Source organism: Microbacterium sp. (assembly GCF_035556355.1).
GTDB lineage: Bacteria > Actinomycetota > Actinomycetes > Actinomycetales > Microbacteriaceae > Microbacterium.
The window spans coordinates 59792-81125 of sequence record NZ_DATMFG010000060.1; the positions used below are offsets into that span (position 1 = coordinate 59792).

Genomic DNA, 21334 nt, shown 5'->3' on the forward strand with positions numbered 1-21334 from the left:
TCAGTGTCTCACCACGGGTGACGGATGCCGCGGCATCCGTCACCCCTCACGTCCGCCTCAGCCGTAGAACAGCTTCTCGAAGACGCGCCGCGCGCGGCGGGACGTGCCGAGCCAGTCGTCCTCGACACGTGACGCGGAGCGGGGCGGGTAGCCGAGGAGCCGACCGATGCCGTCGAGCTTCCGGCGGTCGACGGGGAGGACGTCGCTCGTCTGCCCCGAAAGGAGCGTGTTCGCGGAGCGCAGCCGGCTCGCGAGGCGCCACGCCGCGGAGAGTCGGTCGGCGGCGGTGTCGGTGATGAGTCCCGCGCTCTCGGCGGCCTTGAGCGCCTCCGTCGTCGACGCGGTCCGCAGCTCGGGGATCGCGTGGGCGTGCTGGAGCTGGATGAGCTGCACGAGCCACTCGACGTCGCTCAGCCCGCCAGGACCGAGCTTGAGGTGGCGGGACGGGTCGACGCCCTGCGGGAGGCGCTCCGCCTCCACGCGCGCCTTGATGCGCTTGATCTCGCGTAGCCCGTGCGGATCGACGTCGGCGGGGTATCGCACCTCGTCGGCGAGCTCGGTGAAGGCGGTGATGAGCTTGACGCTCCCCGCGATGCCTCGGGCGCGCAGGAGCGCCTGCGCCTCCCATGACAGCGACCAGCGCCGGTAGTACTCCGCGTACGAGTCGAGCGACCGCACGAGCGCCCCGTTGCGACCTTCGGGACGCAGATCGGCGTCGAGCTCGAGGGGCACGCGGTGATCCTCGGAGTGCTTGCGAAGAGCCGCGACGAGCTGCATCGACAGTTCGTGGGCGCGCTGCGGGTCGACGCCGTTCGGGCGATAGACGTACATGACGTCGGCATCCGAGCCGAAGCCCAGCTCTCCCCCGCCGAACCGCCCCATCGCGATGATCGAGAAGTCGAGCGCTTCGTCCTCGGGCGGCACGATCTCGCGACGCACCGCGCGCAGAGTCGCCTGGATCGTCACCTCGGTGATCGTCGTGAGCGCCTTGGAGATGTCGTCGATCGTCAGCACGTCCAGCAGCGCGCCCATGGCTGTCCGGAGCAGCTCGCGGCGGCGCAGCGCACGTACCGATCGCATCGCGTCGTCGACGGTCGCGTGGCGGCGCTGGATCGCGCGCGCCTCCTCCTGCAGGGCGACGCCGGTGCGCGGACGCAGCTGCTCCTCATCGGCCAGCCACGCCGCCGACTCGGGGATCCACTCCATGAGCTCGCCGACGTAACGCGAGCCCGACAGCACGTACGTGAGGCTCTCGGCGGCGCCGGACGAGTCGCGCAGCATCCGCAGGAACCAATGGGTGTCGCCCAGGCGCTCGCTGATCCGACGGAACGCCAGCAGGCCGTAATCCGGATCGACGCCGTCGGCGAACCATCGGATCATGACCGGCATGAGGTGCCGCTGGATCGTCGCCTTGCGGCTGAGGCCCGCCGTGAGCGCGGCGATGTGCCGCAGGGCCCCAGCCGGGTCGGCGAACCCGATCGCCGCGAGACGGTCGTGCGCCTGTTCGGTCGACAGCACGCGCTCTTCGGCGGGCAGCGCCGCCACCGCCGACAGCAGCGGGCGATAGAACAGGCGCACATGGATGTCGCGCACCTCGCGCTTGATCGCCTCCCACTGCTGCCACACCGCCTGACCCGTCTCGGCGAGCCCCGTCGCACGCGCGAGGATCCGCAGCTCCTCGGGCCGCGACGGCATGAGGTGGGTGCGCTTGAGGTTGCGCAGCTGCACGCGGTGTTCGAGCAGGCGCAGCACACGGTAGTCGCGTGAGAACGTCGCCGCCTCGGCCCGGCCGATGTAGCCCTCCGTCACGAGCGCGTCGAGCGCTTCGAGAGTGCCGCGCTGGCGGATGCGGTCGTCGGTCAGACCGTGGACGAGCTGCAGCAGCTGGACCGTGAACTCGACGTCGCGGATGCCGCCGGGCCCGAGTTTCAGCTGGTACGGGGCATCCGCGGCCGGGATGTGGTCGGTCACGCGCTCGCGCATGCGCTGCACGCTGTCGACGAAGTTCTCGCGCGCAGCACTCGTCCACACCTTCGGCTGAACGGCGCGCACGTACGCCTCACCGAGCTCCGCGTCACCCGCGAGCGGACGCGCCTTCAGAAGAGCCTGGAACTCCCAGCTCTTCGCCCAGCGGTCGTAGTACGCGAGATGCGAGGCGAGGGTCCGCACGAGCGCGCCCTGTTTTCCCTCGGGCCGCAGATTCGCGTCGACCTCCCACAGCGGCGGCTCGACCTCGATGCCCGAGATTCCCCGCATCGTCTGCACCGCGAGGCGCGTCGCGATGTCGACGACGCGGCTCTCGCCGATCTCGTCGAGCAGCTCGTCGTCGGCGCCGGCCACGAAGATGACGTCCACATCGCTCACGTAGTTGAGCTCACGCGCGCCCGCCTTGCCCATTCCGATGATCGCGAGTGACGTGCGCGCGACCTGCTCACGCGGGAACAGACCCGCCGCCCCGACGCCGCGCGACACGCGGACACGCGCGACGCTCAGCGACGCCTCGAGCGCGGCGCCCGCGGCATCCGCCAGCGCCGCCGCCACCCCGACGACCTCATCGACCGGCGACGCGCTCAGCAGGTCGTAGGCGGCGATCCGGGCGAGCATGCGGCGGTACCGCACGCGCAGCGCGACCCACGCCTCATCTCCCCCGCTCTCGGCGAAGCCGTCCTCCGCGCCGACCGCGTCGAGCAGCTCGGCGCGCAGCTCGCCGGCCGTCGGCAGTCGCCGCCCCTGCCCCGCGAGCGCGGACACTTCCTGCGGATGCCGCAGGAAGAAGTCCGCGAAGCCCGTGGACGCCCCCACGAGGGCCCACAGCGCCGCCCAGCCGTCGCCGTCGGAGCGGAGACCGCGGATGGGCTCCGGATCGCGGCGCGCGATGCGCAACAGGGCTGCGACGGCGGCATCCGGATCGGCCGCCCGGCCCGCACCTTCGATCAGCGATGCACGAGGCGCTCCGATCAACTCGCCGAGTTCGGTCAGCTCGGCGTCGGCTGTGCCCAGCTCACTGAAGCCGAGACGGGCGAGTTCGGTGAGGGGTCCGGACCGATCGAGCGACATGCCGTGCGGATCAGAGCATCTCGAGATTGCTCTTCAGCTCGAAGGGCGTGACCTGCGAGCGGTACTCCTGCCACTCCTTGCGCTTGTTGAGCAGCACGTAGTTGAAGACCTGCTCGCCGAGCGTCTCGGCGACGAGCTCGGACTCCTCCATGTACTCGAGCGCGTGGTCGAGGCTCGCCGGAAGCGGCGCGTAGCCGAGGGCGCGGCGCTCGGCATCCGTGAGGGACCACACGTTGTCCTCCGCCTCGGGCGGCAGCTCGTAGCCCTCCTCGATGCCCTTGAGGCCCGCGGCGAGCATGAGCGCGAACGCGAGGTACGGATTGGCGGCGGAGTCGAGCGCGCGGTACTCGACGCGCGACGACTGCCCCTTGTTCGGCTTGTACAGCGGCACGCGCACGAGCGCCGAGCGGTTGTTGTGCCCCCAGCAGATGAAGCTCGGTGCCTCGTCGCCGCCCCACAGACGCTTGTACGAGTTGACGAACTGGTTCGTGACGGCCGAGATCTCGTTCGCGTGACGGAGCAGGCCTGCGATGAATTGTCGGCCGATCTTCGACAGCTGGTACTGGGCGCCCTCTTCGTAGAACGCGTTGACGTCTCCTTCGAAGAGCGACATGTGCGTGTGCATGCCGCTCCCCGGCTGGCCGCTCAGGGGCTTCGGCATGAACGTCGCGTACACGCCCTGCTCGATCGCGACCTCTTTGACGACCGTGCGGAACGTCATGATGTTGTCGGCGGTCGCGAGGGCGTCGGCGTAACGCAGGTCGATCTCGTTCTGGCCGGGACCGCCCTCGTGGTGACTGTACTCGACCGAGATGCCGAGGTCTTCCAGCATCCGCACCGACCGGCGGCGGAAATCGTGCGCCGTGCCGCCCGGGACGTTGTCGAAGTACCCCGCGGAGTCGACGGGCTCGGGACCGTCGGCGCCGAACGACGACGACTTGAGCAGGTAGAACTCGATCTCGGGGTGCGTGTAGAACGTGAAGCCCGCGTCGGCCGCCTTCGCAAGCGCGCGCTTGAGAACGTGGCGCGGGTCGGCGACGGCAGGCTGCCCGTCGGGCGTCGTGATGTCGCAGAACATGCGCGCGGTCGGGTCGATCTCACCGCGCCACGGGAGGATCTGGAACGTCGTGGGGTCCGGATGCGCCAGCAGGTCCGACTCGTACGACCGCGTCAGCCCCTCGATGGCCGAGCCGTCGAAGCCGAGGCCCTCGGCGAAGGCGCCTTCGACCTCGGCCGGGGCGATCGCCACCGACTTGAGCGTTCCGATGACGTCCGTGAACCACAGGCGCACGAACTTGACGCCGCGCTCCTCGATCGTGCGCAACACGAAGTCCCGCTGCTTGTCCATCGCATCCTCTCCCGGCCCTCCGGGCCCCCGGTCAGACTACTTGTCCGCGTCGCCGCTTCCGTCATCGTGGGCCGGTGCGCCCCAGTCGTCGTCTCGGGCCTCTTCCTCGGCCCAGGCCTTCGACCGCTCCTTGAGGAGCTCCGGCGCGTTCGCGGCCTCCTCATAAGTGTCGAACGGGCCCGCGCGATCGACGGCCGGCGACTCGAAGCCCTTCTCGACCTTGCCGGTCGCGAACACGTACCAGTACTTCTCTTCGCCGCTCGTCACGTCAGCCTCCGTCGGTCGCCGGGCGCGTCCGCGCCGCTGGGGTCGATCCTACTGACCGCCCCGACCCACCTGGATAGGCTGGGCCCATGGCAGGGCACAAGCGTCAGGCGGTCGGAGTCGACATCGGCGGCACAGGCATCAAAGGGGCGATCGTCGATCTCGGATCCGGCGAGCTGACGAGCGACCGGATCAAGGTCGCGACCCCCAAAGGCGCGCAACCCGAAGACGTCCTCGCGGCCGTGCGCGAGGTTCTCGACACGCTCGGCGTCGACGATGCGGACGACACCCCGCTCGGCGTCGCGTTCCCGGCGATCGTCAAGGACGGGCGCACGCTGTCGGCGGCGAACGTGTCGGACAAGTGGATCGGCTTCGAGGCCGAGAAGTTCTTCGAGGACGGACTCGGCCGGGACATCCACTTCGCGAACGACGCGGATGTCGCCGGGGTCGCCGAGGTGCGGTACGGCGCCGCGAAGGGCCAGCGGGGCCTCACGCTCCTCACGACGCTCGGCACCGGCATCGGCTCGGCGCTCATCTACAACGGGGTCCTCGTCCCGAACACGGAGCTGGGCCACCTGCACCGCGCGAAGCACGGCAAAGATGCCGAGGCGTATGCCGCGTACTCCGCCATGGAGCGCGACAGCCTCTCGTGGGAGGCATGGGCCAAGCGCCTGCAGTGGTACTACGGGCACCTCGAGTTCCTCTTCACCCCCGACCTCTTCGTGGTGGGCGGCGGCGTGTCGAAGCACGCCGACCAGTTCCTGCCCCTCCTGAAGCTGAACACGCGGATCGTCCCGGCTGTGCATCGGAACAACGCGGGGATCATAGGGGCCGCGGCTTTGGCCGGCGACGAGCGGTAGCCGTCGGCTCGCGGGGCAACCCCGCGACCAATCAGCATCGCGCCGCAGCTTCGGCCGGCGACGAGCGGTAGCCGTCGGCTCGCGGGGCAACCCCGCGACGAGGAGGCGAATGGGCCGGCCTGTACGCCGGGTTCTGTTCCGGGGCGGAAGCCCCGTCGACGGTCATCTCTCTCGGCGACACGTTGCCGTGCCGCTCCAGCGGCCTACCCGGGGACTCGGCGGGCCGCGTCATCGTCCCCTGTCTGGCCTTGCTCCGGGCGAGGTTTGCCGTGCGAGTCGCGTCACCGCGACCCCGGTGGTCTCTTACACCGCCCTTTCACCCTTACCCCGGCCGAGCCGGGGCGGTCTGCTTTCTGTGGCACTGTCTCGCGGATTGCTCCGGGTGGGTGTTACCCACCGCCCTGCCCTGCGGAGCCCGGACGTTCCTCGGCGCGACGCGGGAATCCCGCGCGCGACGCGACCGTCCGGCCGACCCATTCGCACCCTGGATTCTATAGGTGAGACCTGAATTGACTTGAGGCAGCCTGAAATGAGATTGTGAGCGATTCTCTGCTGTCGGGACCCGATCTGTAGTACCGTGCTTCGTAGCACCTCCATCTGGGGGAGGTCACTGTCGAATTACTGGGGACTCGACATGCGTAAATTCGTCGTTGCTGCCGCATTGTCTGCATCACTGCTTCTTCTGGCGCCGGTGGGCGCCTCGGCCGCCGTAGATCCTGAACCACCGGCCCCGTCGCCGACCAGCACGAGCTACACGCCCGACAACCCCGACGAGCCGACGCTCGCCGGGTCGTTCGCGGTCGGCGAGTGCGAACGCGACGTCCCGTGGATCTCCTACAACGTCACTCTCACCGATCCCGACAACCAGTCGACCAGCGACGAGGTCTACCTCGTGATCACCGACGGTGTGAACACCGTCGAGATCTTCCTGGGCACGCTGGTGAACAACCAGCTGAGCGGCCGCATCCTGTGGCCCGGCGCATCCGTCGATGACAACGGTGTGGCCAACGGCTGGCCGGGCTGGGCATTCGAGAACGGCGAGTGGATCGAGATCGACGGCAACTTCGCGTGGACGCGCGGGGACATCACCGCGTTCCTCCGCGTCAACCCGGAGCTCGCGGTCGCGCTGTCGTACCCGCCCGCGACGCCCGTGTGCAACGCCAACCCGCGCAATCCGTCGACCGCCGGTGTGCTGTCGTCGACGGGCATGAGTCAGCTCGTGCTGCCGACCGCGATCATCGGCGGCCTTGTGCTGGCGGCCGGCCTCAGCCTGTTCGTGCTGCGGCGGCGCCCCCGCAACTGAGGCGGGTGGCTCTTGTTCTCCTCAGTGCGACGTGCCCTGGGGAGCACTCGGGGGGTGCTCGTCGTCTCCTGGGTGCTCTTCGGGGCATTCATCCTGTCTCTCGTCTGGATCGGCTGGCGTGCCTGGCTCGTGAAGGATGAGCTCGAAGCGCTCATCCCGCTCGTCGAGCAGGCCAAGGCCGCGACCGAGATCCGCGATCTCGACGCGCTCGAGGCCGTCGCCGAGGAAACGAGCGAGCACGCGGCCCGTGCCGCGGAGCTGACCGGCGAGCCGATGTGGGCCATGGCCGAAGCCATGCCCGTCGTAGGCGCCAACTTCGCGGCGGTGCGCATCGTGTCGCAGAACCTCGACGCGCTCACCGGCACGGCAGTGCTCCCCCTCACGGACATCGTCCGGCAGGTGCAGGAGTCCGGATCGGCGGGCGGCGAATTCGACCTCGCGATGATGGCCGCCGCGCAGGAGCCGCTCTCCGCGGCGGCGGGCACGTTCACGACCGCCGCGACGGAACTGGGGAGCATCGACCCCTCGAAGCTCCTCGGCCCGGTCTCGGAGGGCGTGACGACGCTCGCGGACTTCGTCGGTCATGCCGCCCCGATCGTCGACGCGTTCGACCGCGCCGCTCGGGCCCTCCCGTCCATGCTGGGTTCCGAAGAGCCTCGTCAGATCCTCGTCATGGTGCAGAACGGCGCTGAGCTGCGCACCGGCGGCGGCATCAGCGGCTCGTTCATCCTGCTCTCGGCATCCGAGGGACGCATCTCCATCGCCGCCCAGACCGACGCAGCGGTGTTCCCCGTGCTGGGTGAGCCGATCATCGAGCTCCCCGAGGCGGTGGTCGACCTTTACGGCGACGTCGCGGGCGAGTGGGTGCAGAACACCACGATGCCGTCCGACTTCGATCTCACCGCCGAGCTCGCGGTCGCGTGGTGGACGAGCGCGGGATATGCGGCCCCCGACACGGTCGTGTCGGTCGACGTGCCGGCGCTCGCCGCGATGCTCGGCGCGATCGGACCGATCCCCCTCGACGACGGCCGCACGCTCGCTCCGGAGAATCTCGTCGACATCCTGCTCACCGAGCCGTACCTGACGATGGACGGCGAGCAGCAGACGGCGTTCCAGCGAGCGATCACGCGGAACGTCTTCTCGCATGCGATGTCGGCCTCGCTGTCGCCCCTCAAGTGGGGCGAGGCGCTCATGAAGCCGATCGAGGAAGGGCGCATCTCGGTGTGGAGCGCGCGTCCCGAGGAGCGGGCGGTCTTCGACGGCACTCTGCTCGCCGGTCCGGCCGCACGACACGAGTCCGCAGACCCTGCGGTGTCGATCTATCTGAACGACGCGACGGCGGGCAAGCTCGATCTGTTCCTCGGCGTCGAGATGGGTCTTGTCGAGCTCGACTGCCGCTCCGACGGGCGGCACGATCTGGTCGTCGAAGTGACGCTGACGAACGAGGCGCCCGAGGACGCAGGCGAGCGGTTCTCCGACACGATGACCGGCGCCGGCCTGGCAGGCGTACCACGAGGACACATCGCGACGAACGTCACGGCGGCAGGACCCGCCGGATCGTTCGTCGGCGGCGTCCGCATCGACGGCGAGCTGAGCCGCACGCGCCTCGCGACCGAGAGCGGATTCCCGTCGAGCGTCGCGCGCGTCGCGCTGGCTCCCGGCGAGTCGAAGACGATCGAGTTCCGGTTCGTCGCGAGCGGCACGGGCGACGTGAACCCCGATCTCCTGCACACGCCGCTGCTGCGCGAGCCGACGATCAAAGACATCGAGGCGTCCTGCCGCTGACCCCGTCAGCTCTTGTCGGCGGTGCGCGAGATGCGCACTTCGAGGGGGAAGTCGACGGGGAAGTCGCCGAACAGCAGGCGCCCGGCGGTCGCGGCGGACTCCTGGACCGCGACGGCGACCTCCTCGGCGAGCGCCGCCGGCGTGTGCACGATGACCTCGTCGTGGAGGAAGAACGCGAGATGCGGGTGCCGCGCGAACACCGGCCCGGACCGCGGCGCCTCCGCGGCGTCGCTCGGGACGGCCATGCGGTCGAGGCGTCCGCGCAGGTCGGCGAGCCACGACAGAGCCCACTCCGCGGCGGTCCCCTGCACGACGAAATTGCGCGTGAACCGACCGCGATCGCGGGCCCGACGGCGCGCTCGCGTCTGGTCGGCGGCGGATGCGTCGGCCTGCGTCGCCTGGGACTGCTCCGCGCGCCAGTCCTCTGACGGCGGAGGTGAGCTGCGACCGAGCCACGTCGTCACCACTCCCCCGTCCTCCCCGACGCGAGCGGCTTCGTCGACGAGCGTCATCGCGCGCGGAAAGGTGCGCCGCAGGCGCGGCACGAGGCGCCCGCTGTCGCCCGTGGTGGCGCCGTACATCGCCCCGAGGATCGCGATCTTCGCCTCCTGACGCGTCTCGACGATGCCGGAATCGACGATGCCCGAGTAGAGGTCCCTCCCCCGAGCGGCGTCGGCGAGCGCGACATCCGACGACATCCCCGCCAGCACGCGCGGCTCGAGCTGGGCGACGTCGGCGACGACGAGCAGCCACCCCGGATCGGCGCGCACGGCGGTGCGCAGCATCCGCGGCAGCTGCAGCGCGCCGCCGCCCGACGACGCCCAGCGTCCGGTGACGACGCCTCCGGGCACGTACACCGGGCGGAAGCGCCCATCGCGCACCCATTCCTCGAGCCAGGCCCAGCCGTTGGCCGTGAGCAGGCGCGACAGCTTCTTGTACTCGAGCAGGGGCGGGATCGCCGGATGCCGCTGCTCGGCGAGCTCCCACCGACTGGTGGTCTCGACGAGGATCCCCGCGCGGTGCAGCGACCGCAGGAGCTTCGGCTGCGAATCGAGCGAGGCCGCCGGGTCGCCCAGTGCGAGCCGCACCTGGCGCGCGAGTTCCTCCATGCGCGCGGGCTGCCCGCCGCCGGGCGGTCGCTCGCCGAGCGTCTCGACGAGGATCGCGTCGTGCGTCGCCGCATCCCACGGGAGGCCCGCCGCGCGCAGCTCGACCGCGATGAGCGCTCCCGCCGACTCTGCAGCCGTGAGGAGGCGGATGCGTCCTGCATCGCGCGAACGCGCGATGGCGTGCCGCTGTCGTTCGAACTCCGCGGTGGCGGACGCGAGGTCATCGGGCGGGCCCGCCGGTTCCTCGTCGAAGCTGAATAGCGCGGATGCGTCGTCGGCCGCCCCCGCGTGCGTCGCCGCGTCCCACTCGACGGCACGCCTCAGGCCGGCGTCATCCGTCACGAGCACCGAGTCGCGCAGGATCGCGTGGCACAACCGCAGGTCATGGCAGCGAGCGACGCGCACCCCGGCATCGAGCAGCGCGCTGTACCACGCGGGCGCGTCGCTCCACACCCAACGCGGGCGGTGCGCGGCCTCGCGGGCGGCGACCCACGCGGGGAACTCCGCACGGGAGACGGTCGTGCGGTCGAGCTCACGGCCATCGGCGTCGAGCTCGAGCGCCTCCACTCCCCCGGCCGCACGGCCGACGACGATCCACGCGGGCGGGACCGTCTCAGGCGTTTCCATCGCCGAGCTCGCGGCGGAAGGACTCGCGCCGGTCCATCGACGCGTTGGCCGCGGCATCCGCCCTCGCATTCGACAGCCGAGGCACCCACTCGAACGTGACGTCGCGATCGGCGATCAGCGCCTGCGCGCGGCGTGCGAGCACCTGCATGTCGGGGTGCTTGACCTTCCACCGGCCGGTCATCTGCTCGACGACGAGCTTCGAGTCCATGCGGACGAGCACGGATGCCTCGGGGTCGCGCTCGAACGCCGCCTCGAGTCCCGCGATGAGGCCGGTGTACTCGGCGACGTTGTTCGTCGCGATGCCGACGTACGCGCCGATCTCGGTGAGCACCTCGCCTGTCTCGGCGTCGATCACGACCGCCCCGCCGGCCGCCGTGCCGGGGTTGCCGCGCGAGCCGCCGTCGGCCTCCACGATGAGGCGGCGCTGCGCGCTCACAGGCCGGACTCTTCGGTGCGCACGAGGATGCACCCGCACTCGGGGCACGTCACGACGGCGTCTTCGGCCGCTTGGCGCACGGCCTGCAGGTCGGTGCCCGCGAGCACCATGTGGCACCCTTCGCACGTGCCGCGTCGCAGGAGCGCGGCCCCCGCGTTGCGCGTCGCCAACCGGTCGTACAGGGCGAGGAGGTCGGCCGGGATGGTGTCTGCGATCGCAGCGCGGTCGCGCGTGGCGGATTCGAGCGCAGCGGATGCCTCGGCGACAACGCGCTTGCCTTCGGCGCTGAGCTCGGCGCCCTGCTTGTTCGTCTCGGCGATGAGCGCCTCCTGCTCGGCGACCGCCGCTTCGGCCTGCTCGAGGCGCTCCATCACCTCGAGCTCGGCGTCTTCGAGGTCGCTCTTGCGGCGCGCGAGCGATGCGAGCTCGCTCTCATAGCCCTGCGCCTCCTTCACGTTGCTCGTGGCGGCCAGCCGTTCGGTGTCGCGCGCGCGGCGCGCGTCGACGACGGCGACGTCGGACTCGATGCGCGCGAGTTCGGCGCGCAGGTCGTCGCGCACGCCGAGGCGTGCGGAGAGCTCCTGCGACAGCTCCTGGCGGCGTGCCAGGAGCTCGTTGACGCGCGCCGCCTGGGGCGGGTTCTTGCGCGTGGCCTCGGCCTGTCGGATTCGGGCGTCGAGATCGGCGATGTCGAGAAGACGGCGCTGGTCGGCAGGGCTGGCGTTCACGCTGACCAACCTATCGCGGGCGGCGGACGCGGCGGAGAACGAGCGGTGGGCCCTGCCGGGATCGAACCGACGACATCCACGGTGTAAACGTGGCGCTCTACCAGCTGAGCTAAAGGCCCTTGTGGCAAGTCTACGATTCGAGGCGCCGCAGACCCCGCATCCGCCTCCCGAGCGATCCGAACGCCCCGGAACTCGCTAGGCTGGAAGACGGTGCGTTGTCAGAAGCGAACAAAGCCCGACACGCCTCGAACCGCAGGGACTGGCATGATCTGCCAGACGACGAAAGGTCTCTTCTGTGACTGTCCACGACCAGGATCCGTACTCGCAGGAACCGCTCGACAGCGACCCGGAGGAGACCGCCGAATGGCAGGAGTCGCTGCAGCAGCTCGTCGACGCCAACGGGCGTTCGCGTGGCCGCGAGATCATGCTGAGCCTCCTGCAGACGTCGCGCGAGCTCCAGCTGAACGTCCCGCAGGTCCCGACCACGGACTACATCAACACGATCGCGCCCGAGAACGAGCCCGAGTTCCCGGGCGATGAGGAGCTCGAGCGCCGCTACCGCCGCTGGATCCGCTGGAACGCCGCGCTGACGGTCCACCGCGCGCAGCGCCCCGGCATCGGCGTCGGCGGCCACATCTCGACCTACGCTTCCTCGGCCTCGCTGTACGAAGTCGGCTTCAACCACTTCTTCAAGGGCCTCGACCACCCCTCGGGCGGCGACCAGGTCTTCATCCAGGGCCATGCGTCCCCCGGCATCTATGCGCGCTCGTTCCTCGAGGGCCGTCTCACCGAGCAGCAGCTCGACGGCTTCCGTCAGGAGAAGTCGCAGTTCCCGAACGGACTGCCGTCCTACCCGCATCCGCGTCTCATGCCCGAGTACTGGCAGTTCCCCACGGTGTCGATGGGTCTCGGGCCGATCAACGCCATCTATCAGGCGCTGACCAACAAGTACCTCACCAACCGCGGCATCAAGGACCTGTCCGAGTCGCGCGTGTGGGCGTTCCTCGGCGACGGCGAGATGGACGAGGTCGAGAGCCGCGGCCAGCTTCAGATCGCGGCGAACGAGGGCCTCGACAACCTCACGTTCGTCGTCAACTGCAACCTGCAGCGGCTCGACGGTCCGGTGCGCGGCAACGGCAAGATCATCCAGGAGCTCGAGAGCTTCTTCCGCGGCGCCGGCTGGAACGTCATCAAGGTCGTGTGGGGCTCCGGCTGGGACGAGCTGCTCGCGAAGGACGTGGACGGTGCCCTCGTGCACCTCATGAACACGACGCCCGACGGCGACTTCCAGACGTACCGGGCAGAGGACGGCGCGTTCATCCGCGAGCACTTCTTCGGGCGCGACGAGCGCACGGCCGCCCTCGTGAAGGACTGGTCGGACGACGACATCTGGGGCAAGTTGCGCCGCGGCGGCCTCGATTACCGCAAGGTGTACGCCGCGTACAAGGCGGCGGTCGAGCACAAGGGTCAGCCGACGGTCATCCTCGCCAAGACGATCAAGGGCTACGGTCTCGGTCACCACTTCGAGGGCCGCAACGCGACCCACCAGATGAAGAAGATGACGCTCGACGACCTGAAGCAGTTCCGCGACTCGATGCGCATCCCGATCAGCGACGCGCAGCTCGAGGAGAACCCGTACCAGCCGCCGTACTTCAACCCCGGCCCCGAGGACGAGACGATCCAGTACATGCTGGAGCGCCGTCGCGCACTGGGCGGCTTCCTGCCCGAGCGCCGGACGCACCACGTCGGCATCCAGCTTCCCGGCGACGAGGCGTACGCGCTGCCGAAGAAGGGATCGGGCTCGCAGGAGATCGCCACGACGATGGCGTTCGTCCGCCTCCTGAAGGACCTCCTGCGGGCGAAGGACTTCGGCCACCGCATCGTGCCGATCATCCCCGACGAGGCGCGCACGTTCGGCATGGACGCCTATTTCCCCACGGCGAAGATCTACAACCCGCACGGTCAGAACTACACGTCGGTGGACCGCGATCTGCTGCTGGCCTACAAGGAGAGCCCGCAGGGCCAGATCCTGCACGTCGGCATCAACGAGGCCGGCGCCGCGGCGGCGTTCACCGCGACCGGAACGTCGTACTCGACGCACGGCGAGCCGCTCATCCCGGTGTACATCTTCTACTCGATGTTCGGCTTCCAGCGCACGGGCGACGCGTTCTGGGCGGCAGGCGACCAGATGGCGCGCGGCTTCATCATCGGCGCGACGGCCGGCCGCACGACGCTGACCGGTGAGGGCCTGCAGCACGCCGACGGCCACTCGCTGCTGCTCGCGTCGACCAACCCCGCAACGGTCGCCTACGACCCCGCCTACGGCTACGAGATCGCGCACATCGTGCGCGCCGGTCTCGACCGCATGTACGGCGGCACGCACCCCGACCCCAACGTCATGTACTACCTGACGGTCTACAACGAGCCGCTCGTGCAGCCGGCCGAGCCCGAAGGCGTGGACGTCGACGGCATCGTCCGCGGCATCCACCGCATTTCCGTGGGCGAGGGCGACGGCCCGCGCGCGCAGCTGTTCGCGTCGGGCGTCGGCGTGCCGTGGGCCCTCGAGGCGCAGCAGCTCCTCAAGGAGGACTGGGGCGTCGTGGCGGACGTGTGGTCGGTGACCTCGTGGAGCGAGCTGCGTCGTGACGGCCTCGCCGCCGACGAGCACAACTTCCTGCATCCCGAGGAAGAGCCCAAGACCGCGTACCTCACCGAGAAGCTGCGCGATGCCGAAGGACCCGTCGTCGCCGTGAGCGACTTCATGCACGCCGTGCAGGACCAGATCCGCCCGTGGGTGCCGAACCGATTCGCGACGCTCGGCGCGGACGGCTTCGGCTTCTCCGACACGCGTCCGGCCGCGCGCCGCTTCTTCAAGATCGACGGTCCGTCGATCGTCGTGAAGACGCTGCAGGAGCTGGCGGCCGACGGCAAGGTCGACCGCGGCCTCGCCGCGCAGGCGATCGAGAAGTACCGCCTGCATGACGTGACGGCAGGCACGAGCGGCAACGCGGGCGGCGAGAGCTGACCCGGGCGATGCCCGAGACGACGCCGTTCGACAAGACCGAGACGCTGGCGTGGCTGCGCCGCATCTCGGGCGATCTCGCGACGGCGACCATCAAGCGTCTCGAAGAGACGCTTCCGTGGTACGCCGAGATGCCGCCCGCACGGCGATCGGCGGTCGGCCTCGTCGCGCAGGCGGGCATCACGTCGTTCATCCAGTGGTACGACGAGCCGAACTCGACGCCGTGGATCGCCGCCGACATCTTCGCCGCCGCCCCGCGTGAGCTGCTGCGCAGCGTGAGCCTGCAGCAGACGCTTCAGCTCATCCGGGTGACTGTCGAGGTCACCGAGGAGCGCGTCGCCGGGCGCGGCGAGCATCTGCGCGAGGCGATACTGCTCTACTCGCGCGAGGTGGCCTTCGCGGCGGCCGACGTCTACGCACGCGCCGCGGAGGCGCGCGGGCTGTGGGACGCGCGCCTGGAGGCGCTCGTCGTCGACTCGATCCTGACCGGCGAGGCCGACGAGGAGCTCCCGAGCCGCATCGCCGCCCTCGGCTGGCACGGACACGGCGAGGTCTCGGTGCTCGTGGGGACGACCCCACCCCAGTTCGACATCGACCAGCTGCGCCGCACGGCACGCAAGCTCGGGGTCGACGTGCTCGTGGGCGTGCAGGGGTCGCGGCTCGTGCTCGTGATCGGGCGCGCCGAGGCATCCGGTCGCTCCGACGACACTCCGACCGACCTGCCGTTCCTCGACATCGCGAACCGTCTCGAACCCGGTTTCGGCAGCGGGCACCTCGTGCTCGGACCGACCGTTCCGGCGCTGGTGGACGCGGGCCAGAGCGCCCGAGCCGCGCTTGCCGGCTTCGCGGTCGCACGGGCGTGGCGGAATGCGCCGCGCCCCGTCGAGGCCGACGACCTCCTGCCGGAGCGCGCCCTCGCGGGCGACCCGCTCGCGAAGCAGACCCTCGTCGAGCGCATCTACCGCCCCCTGCAGGCGCACAGCGCCGACCTCGTCACGACGCTGTGGAGCTACCTCGACAACGGCCGCTCGCTCGAGGCGACGGCGCGCGAGCTGTTCGTGCATCCGAACACCGTGCGCTATCGCCTCAAGCGCGTGTCCGACGTCATCGGATGGGACGCGACGGGGGCGCGTGAGGCGCTGATCCTGCAGACCGCGCTGATCCTCGGATCCATCGGCACGGATGCCACGCGCCGCCGCACTGCGGCCACGCGCAGACCCGCCCACTGACGCTTTCCGACGCCCCGGGCCTGTGCGGCACGCACAAAGGACTCCGTCGATCTTGTGCGGAAGCCGCCAGATGAGACGCGAGATCCTTGGCAGGATGGGATGGTGATCATCGCCGTCTTCCCCGGTCAGGGGTCGCAGACACCCGGATTCCTCTCCCCCTGGCTCGAGCTCGAGGGGGCGCGCGAGCAGTTGGCGGCCTTCTCCGAGGCCGCCGGCGTCGATCTCGTCGCGGCCGGCACCGAGTGGGATGCCGACCGCATCCGCGACACCCAGGTCGCCCAGCCGCTCATCGTCGCCGCCGGAATCCTGTCGTGGGCTGCGCTCTCCGAACGGTCCGAGGCGAAGCCGCAGGGCTTCGCGGGGCACTCGGTCGGCGAGATCGCGTCGCTCATCGCGTCGGGCGTTCTGACGCCGACCGACGGCATGCGGCTCGTCGGCATCCGCGGACGCGCGATGGCCGAGGCGGCCGCGGCAGAGAAGACGGGCATGAGCGCCGTCATCGGCGGCGACCAGGACGCCGTGGTGGCGCGGCTCACCGAGCTCGACCTGACCCCCGCGAACTACAACGGCGGCGGCCAGATCGTCGCGGCAGGCGCACTCGACGCCCTCGCGGCGCTCGCCGAGAACCCGCCCGCCGGCACGCGCGTGATCCCGCTGCAGGTCGCGGGGGCGTTCCACACGCGTTACATGGCGCCCGCGGTCGAGACGCTCCGCGAGGCCGCGGCGGAAGTGGCGGCATCCGACCCCACCGCCACCGTGTGGACGAACCGCGACGGCTCCGTCGTCACGAGCGGCAAGGACGCGCTCGACCTCCTCGTGGCCCAGGTCGCCGCGCCCGTGCGGTGGGACAAGTGCATGGATGCTTTCGCGGCGGCCGGTGCGACCGGCATCATCGAGTTCGCACCCGCCGGAACGCTCGTGGGGCTCGCCAAGCGGGCGCTGCGCGGCGTTCCGGCCGTCGCCGTCAAGACCCCCGATGACCTGAGCGCGGCCGCCGAGCTGCTCGGCGCCGCCGAGAACGGAGCACAAGCATGACCGCCGGCGTCATCCAGCCCCAAGGGGCGGCCCACACCCGCATCTACTCGTACGGAGCGGCGCGCGGTGAGATCGCCGTGCCGAACGAGGACCTCGTCGGCCCCATCGACTCCAGCGACGAGTGGATCCGCCAGCGCACGGGCATCATCACGCGCACGCGCGCGGTGAAGGAGACGACGGCGATCGAGCTGTCGACGGATGCCGCGACCGAGGCCGTCGAGAAGTCGGGCGTCGACCCGTCCGACATCGACCTCGTGATCGTCGCGACGATCAGCAACCCGAAGCAGACGCCGTCTGTGTCGGCGATCGTGGCCGACCGCATCGGCGCGAATCCGGCCGCGGCATACGACCTCAACGCCGCGTGCGCCGGGTTCGCGTACGGGGTGGCACAGGCCGACGCCCTGATCCGCGCGGGCGCGGCGAAGTACGCCGTCGTCATCGGCGCCGAGAAGCTCAGCGACGTCGTCGACCCCACCGACCGCAGCATCTCGTTCCTGCTCGGGGACGGCGCGGGCGCGGTGGTCATCGGCCCGAGCGACACCCCGGGCATCGGCCCGACCGTGTGGGGCTCCGACGGCTCGAAGGCGGACGCGGTCGGCATGAACCACACGCTCGTCGAGTTCCGCGACGGAGCCGCGCCGTGGCCCACGCTGCGCCAGGAGGGTCCGACGGTCTTCCGCTGGGCTGTGTGGGAGATGGTGAAGGTCGCACGCCAGGCCCTCGAGGCCGCGGGGGTCGAGGCATCCGATCTCGCCGCCTTCGTGCCCCACCAGGCGAACATGCGCATCATCGACGAGTTCGCGAAGCAGCTGAAGCTGCCCGACACCGTCGTGATCGGGCGCGACATCGAGACGACCGGCAACACGTCGGCTGCCTCGATCCCCCTCGCGACGCACCGGCTGCTCCAGGAGCACCCCGAGCTCAGCGGCGGACTCGCCCTGCAGATCGGCTTCGGGGCTGGACTCGTCTTCGCCGCGCAGGTAGTCGCGCTCCCGTGAGCGCTCCACGCCCGACCCTAGACTGAACTGGCCCACGGGCCCCGACCACCCAAGAAGGAGAAACCATGGCACTCACCAACGAAGAGGTCCTCGCCGGACTCGCCGAGCTCATCACCGACGAGACGGGGATCTCGGCCGACGAGGTCGCGCTCGAGAAGTCGTTCACCGACGACCTCGACATCGACTCGATCTCGATGATGACGATCGTCGTCAATGCCGAGGAGAAGTTCGGCGTCACGATCCCCGACGACGAGGTCAAGAACCTCAAGACCGTCGGCGACGCCGTCGAATACATCACGTCCAACCAGTCCTGAGGGCACGCGGGCGGGTGCGCACAGTGCGCCCGCCCGCCCCTTGTGCCCCCTGCCCACGACCACGAGGAACCACTTCATGAGCACCAAGCGCATCGTCGTCACCGGCATCGGAGCGAGTTCGCCCCTCGGAGGCACCGCTCCCGAGAGCTGGTCGGCCCTGCTCGACGGCGTCTCGGGAGCGCACACGCTCGAATACGACTGGGTCTCGCAGTACGAGCTGCCCGTGACGTTCGCCGCCGAGGCGAAGGTGCGGCCCGACACGGTGCTGGAGCGCCCCATGGCGAAGCGCCTCGACCCTGCGTCGCAATTCGCGATGGTCGCGGCACTCGAAGCGTGGGCGGACGCCGGCGCACCCGAGGTCGAGCCCGAGCGGCTCGGCGTCGACTTCGCGACTGGCATCGGCGGCGTGTGGACTCTGCTGGATGCGTGGGACGCGCTGCGCGAGAAGGGCCCGCGCCGGGTCATGCCGATGACGGTGCCCATGCTCATGCCGAACGCGGCCGCCGGCAACCTGTCCCTCCACTTCAACGCGCGCGCATACGCCCGCACGGTCGCCAGCGCGTGCGCGTCGAGCACCGAGTCGATCGTGAACGCGTACGAGCATCTGCAGGCCGGCCTTGCGGATGTCGTGATCGCGGGCGGCACCGAGTCGGCGATCCACCCGATCACGGTCGCGGCGTTCTCGTCGATGCAGGCGCTCTCGCGTCGCAACGACTCCCCCGAGACCGCCTCCCGCCCGTGCAGCGTCGACCGTGACGGGTTCGTCATGGGCGAGGGCGCCGGTGTGCTCATCCTCGAGACCGAGGAGCACGCGCGCGCCCGCGGCGCCAAGATCTACGCCGCGGTCGTCGGCGGCGGCGTCACCGCCGACTCGTACCACATCACGGCGAACGACCCCGAGGGCCAGGGCGCGTCGCGGGCGGTGCGCATGGCCCTCGAGATGGCGGATGCCTCCCCCGACGACGTGACGCACATCAACGCGCACGCGACCTCGACCCCCGTGGGCGACCCGAACGAGTACGTCGCGCTGAAGACGGTGTTCGGCGACCGTGTCGACGAGATCCCCGTGTCGGCGACGAAAGCCTCGACCGGGCACCTGCTCGGCGGCACGGGCGCGCTCGAGGCGATCTTCACCGTGCTCGCACTGCGCGACCGCCAGGCTCCCCCGACGATCAACGTGACCCAGCAGGACCCCGAGGTGCCGTTCCGCATCTCCGGCTCGCCCGTCGCCCTGGGCGACGGCGATCAGCTCGCGATCAGCAACTCGTTCGGCTTCGGCGGCCACAACGCCGTGGCGGCGTTCGCGTCCGTCTGAACTCGCGCAATCGAAGACAGATCCCCGGGCGTGCTGCTCGCTGTTGACGCCCGGGGATCTTCGTCTGCTCCGAGGGCGGCGATTCGCCTTCCCAGCGCCGGGACTTCGATCTCCGGCATCCGGTATTCGCGCCTCACCGCGCCCCGGGAGCCTGTTCGCGCGCTCATGCGCGCCCGCTGATCACCCCACCTTGTGCAGCCACACGACGGGTGCGTCGTCGCTCGCGTGACGGAAGGGCTCGAGCTCGTCGTCCCACGCCGAGCCGAGTGCGACCTTGAGCTCGCGTTCCAACTCGCGCGGGTCGCCCGCCGCGAGCTCCATGGCGTAGCGGATGCGGTCTTCGCCGATGACGACGTTCCCGGCGGAGTCGGTCTGGGCGTAGTGGATGCCGAGGCTGGGCGTGTGGAGCCAACGGCCGCCGTCGCTGCGCGGCGTCGGGTCCTCGGTCACCTCGAAGCGCAAGTGCTCCCAGCCGCGGATGGCGGTCGCGAGGGCGGCGCCCGTGCCGGCGGGTCCGGTCCAGTAGAACTCGGCCCGGCGGCTGCCCGCGAGCACAGCCTGGTCGGTCCAATCGAAGCTCACCGCTCGCCCGAGCACACGCCCGACCGCCCACTCGAGGTGGGGGCACAGCGCTCGTGGCGCAGAGTGGATGAAGACCACGCCACGCGCCTGAGGTGTCGCCATGATGTCTCCGTTTCGTCCAGGTACGTCTTCCCCAACGACCTGATACGGAGGGCGGCGGTGTTCGGTTGTGCTGGGGCCATTATGCCTGCGAAACGAGCGGAATCACAAGGATGTCATTCCGTGTCGCGCAATCCCGGACGCACGTCGGCCCCGGTCCGGGAACCGGGGCCGACGTGGAGGATCGACGAGATCAGGCCTCGCTCATGGCGCGGACCTCGGCCTGGCCCTTCGCCGCATAGTAGGCGGCACGAGCGGCGTCCCTGCGCGCCTGCTCGGCGTAACCGGCCTCGAGCACGTCCTGCGGGACGTGGACGCTCTCGACGTGGTTCACGCCGTTGTACTTCTCGATGTAGGCGTCGAGCTCGGGGCCCGACGTCCACGACGTGATGAGGCAGTAGCGCGGCTCGGTGCCGACGTGCGTCGCGGCGTGCCACAGGCGCTGCGTGTCGATGATGAGCTGCGCGCCGGCGGGAAGCGCGATGCGCACCTCGCCCTCCGGGTCGGTGCGGTTCTCACGCAGGACGAAGAAGCTGTCCTTGTCGTCGGTGAGGTTGAAGAACCCGCGCACGACCCAGCCGGTCCCGTCGGGGTTGAGGCGGTTGTTGTCGTCCTGGTGCAGGTTGTAGAGGCATTCGCCGTACGGCGTCGGCTGCAGCTCGATGACGCGGCATCGACCGACGTTGGCACCGGGCTCCTGCGCGCGGCGTACGAGGTTCGGAGCCTTCTCGACCTGCGACGGGATCCAGACGCCGTCCTTGTCGGTGCGCGGCGGCTTGTGGTTCCAGAAGCCGTTGCATTCGATCTCGCCCTTGGCGCTCGCGAGGGGCGCGAAGCGGGTGTCGCCGGAGGACTTCCAGTCGACGTACTCGATGTCGAGCCACTCCTTGGGGTCGAGCTCCTGGTTGTAGCGGTCGAGGACGACGTAGCCGGTCTCCTCGAGCGCCTCACACTTGATGTAACCCATGAACGGATTGCCTTTCGGTCAGCGGGCCAGCACGTTTTTACAGGCCCGACTGAGGCAAGCCTACCCGCGCCTCCCGCGCCCATCCTGGCGGCGTGACCGTGGAAAACCGCGTGCCGGACCGGTCAAGTCCTGGGACGTGGTGTATCGGTGATCGTGTGATCCTTCGTGTCGTGGTCAGGCTGTGAGGGCCCGGAGGTCGGGTTCGATCACCTCCTCGGTGTTGGGTTCGCCGACGCGGCGTGCGGCGGCGAGGGCG

Annotated in this window: 17 protein-coding genes, 1 tRNA gene and 1 other RNA gene; 9 read left to right on the plus strand and 10 right to left on the minus strand. The window is 70.1% G+C overall.

The annotated features are described in order from the left end of the window. Positions 1–57: 57 nt before the first annotated feature. Genes VNR19_RS17175 through VNR19_RS17185 form a run of 3 tightly spaced genes read right to left on the minus strand, consistent with a single transcriptional unit; the run spans position 58 to position 4672 of the window. Positions 58–3057 (minus strand): bifunctional [glutamine synthetase] adenylyltransferase/[glutamine synthetase]-adenylyl-L-tyrosine phosphorylase, encoded by a 3000-nt coding sequence (locus VNR19_RS17175; RefSeq protein WP_325728490.1) that lies wholly within the window; start codon positions 3055–3057, stop codon positions 58–60. Between the two features lie 10 nt (positions 3058–3067). Then, on the minus strand, positions 3068–4405 hold the full coding sequence (gene glnA / locus VNR19_RS17180; protein WP_325034090.1) for a type I glutamate--ammonia ligase: 1338 nt from the start codon (positions 4403–4405) through the stop codon (positions 3068–3070). 36 nt (positions 4406–4441) lie between these two features. Next, positions 4442–4672 carry an SPOR domain-containing protein gene (locus VNR19_RS17185; RefSeq protein WP_325034091.1) on the minus strand — a complete coding sequence of 77 codons (231 nt, stop codon included), beginning with the start codon at positions 4670–4672 and terminating at the stop codon, positions 4442–4444. Between the two features lie 86 nt (positions 4673–4758). On the opposite strand from VNR19_RS17185, the gene ppgK reads away from it, so the two are divergent. Then, positions 4759–5529 (plus strand): polyphosphate--glucose phosphotransferase, encoded by a 771-nt coding sequence (ppgK, locus tag VNR19_RS17190; protein ID WP_325034092.1) that lies wholly within the window; start codon positions 4759–4761, stop codon positions 5527–5529. A gap of 106 nt (positions 5530–5635) precedes the next feature. Here ppgK and rnpB read toward each other — a convergent pair. Continuing rightward, an RNA gene (gene rnpB / locus VNR19_RS17195) (RNase P RNA component class A) lies at positions 5636–6005 on the minus strand. Positions 6006–6220: 215 nt separating this feature from the next. Between rnpB and VNR19_RS17200 the strand changes: the two genes are divergently transcribed. Together VNR19_RS17200 and VNR19_RS17205 are read left to right on the plus strand one after the other, a co-directional pair. Continuing rightward, positions 6221–6832 carry a cell wall protein gene (locus VNR19_RS17200; protein ID WP_325728491.1) on the plus strand — a complete coding sequence of 204 codons (612 nt, stop codon included), beginning with the start codon at positions 6221–6223 and terminating at the stop codon, positions 6830–6832. Between the two features lie 54 nt (positions 6833–6886). Beyond that, positions 6887–8617 carry a DUF4012 domain-containing protein gene (locus tag VNR19_RS17205; protein ID WP_325728492.1) on the plus strand — a complete coding sequence of 577 codons (1731 nt, stop codon included), beginning with the start codon at positions 6887–6889 and terminating at the stop codon, positions 8615–8617. Positions 8618–8622: 5 nt separating this feature from the next. Here the strand turns inward: VNR19_RS17205 and VNR19_RS17210 are convergent, their stop codons facing one another. The 4 genes from VNR19_RS17210 to VNR19_RS17225 all read right to left on the minus strand — a co-directional run bounded on the left by VNR19_RS17210 (position 8623) and on the right by VNR19_RS17225 (position 11636). Beyond that, positions 8623–10353 (minus strand): bifunctional 3'-5' exonuclease/DNA polymerase, encoded by a 1731-nt coding sequence (locus VNR19_RS17210; protein WP_325728493.1) that lies wholly within the window; start codon positions 10351–10353, stop codon positions 8623–8625. After that, entirely contained in the window at positions 10340–10789 is a 450-nt protein-coding gene (locus tag VNR19_RS17215) for a reverse transcriptase-like protein (protein ID WP_325728494.1), read from the minus strand. The genes VNR19_RS17210 and VNR19_RS17215 overlap by 14 nt, the downstream gene beginning before the upstream one ends. Further along, a complete protein-coding gene (locus VNR19_RS17220) occupies positions 10786–11517 on the minus strand; it encodes a zinc ribbon domain-containing protein (RefSeq protein ID WP_325728495.1) in 732 nt (243 codons plus the stop codon). Before VNR19_RS17220 ends, VNR19_RS17215 begins: the two co-directional genes overlap by 4 nt. 46 nt (positions 11518–11563) lie before the next feature. Beyond that, positions 11564–11636: transfer RNA gene (locus VNR19_RS17225), tRNA-Val, on the minus strand. 176 nt (positions 11637–11812) lie between these two features. Between VNR19_RS17225 and aceE the strand changes: the two genes are divergently transcribed. From aceE to VNR19_RS17255, 6 genes are all read left to right on the plus strand, one after another. After that, positions 11813–14542: a pyruvate dehydrogenase (acetyl-transferring), homodimeric type gene (aceE, locus tag VNR19_RS17230; protein ID WP_325728496.1), complete on the plus strand. Its 2730-nt coding sequence runs from the start codon at positions 11813–11815 to the stop codon at positions 14540–14542. A gap of 8 nt (positions 14543–14550) precedes the next feature. Next, positions 14551–15768, plus strand: coding sequence for a PucR family transcriptional regulator (locus VNR19_RS17235; protein WP_325728497.1), 1218 nt, complete (start codon positions 14551–14553; stop codon positions 15766–15768). Positions 15769–15870: 102 nt separating this feature from the next. Continuing rightward, entirely contained in the window at positions 15871–16803 is a 933-nt protein-coding gene (locus VNR19_RS17240) for an ACP S-malonyltransferase (RefSeq protein WP_325728498.1), read from the plus strand. After that, positions 16800–17801: a beta-ketoacyl-ACP synthase III gene (locus VNR19_RS17245; protein WP_325728499.1), complete on the plus strand. Its 1002-nt coding sequence runs from the start codon at positions 16800–16802 to the stop codon at positions 17799–17801. Before VNR19_RS17240 ends, VNR19_RS17245 begins: the two co-directional genes overlap by 4 nt. Before the next feature lie 65 nt (positions 17802–17866). Beyond that, entirely contained in the window at positions 17867–18115 is a 249-nt protein-coding gene (locus tag VNR19_RS17250; RefSeq protein WP_325728500.1) for an acyl carrier protein, read from the plus strand. Positions 18116–18191: 76 nt separating this feature from the next. Further along, entirely contained in the window at positions 18192–19430 is a 1239-nt protein-coding gene (locus VNR19_RS17255; protein WP_325728501.1) for a beta-ketoacyl-[acyl-carrier-protein] synthase family protein, read from the plus strand. Between the two features lie 180 nt (positions 19431–19610). Here the strand turns inward: VNR19_RS17255 and VNR19_RS17260 are convergent, their stop codons facing one another. Next, on the minus strand, positions 19611–20114 hold the full coding sequence (locus VNR19_RS17260) for a DUF3145 domain-containing protein (RefSeq protein ID WP_325032675.1): 504 nt from the start codon (positions 20112–20114) through the stop codon (positions 19611–19613). A 190-nt stretch (positions 20115–20304) separates the two neighbouring features. Further along, a complete protein-coding gene (locus VNR19_RS17265) occupies positions 20305–21078 on the minus strand; it encodes a hypothetical protein (protein WP_325728502.1) in 774 nt (257 codons plus the stop codon). Positions 21079–21334 lie beyond the last annotated feature (256 nt).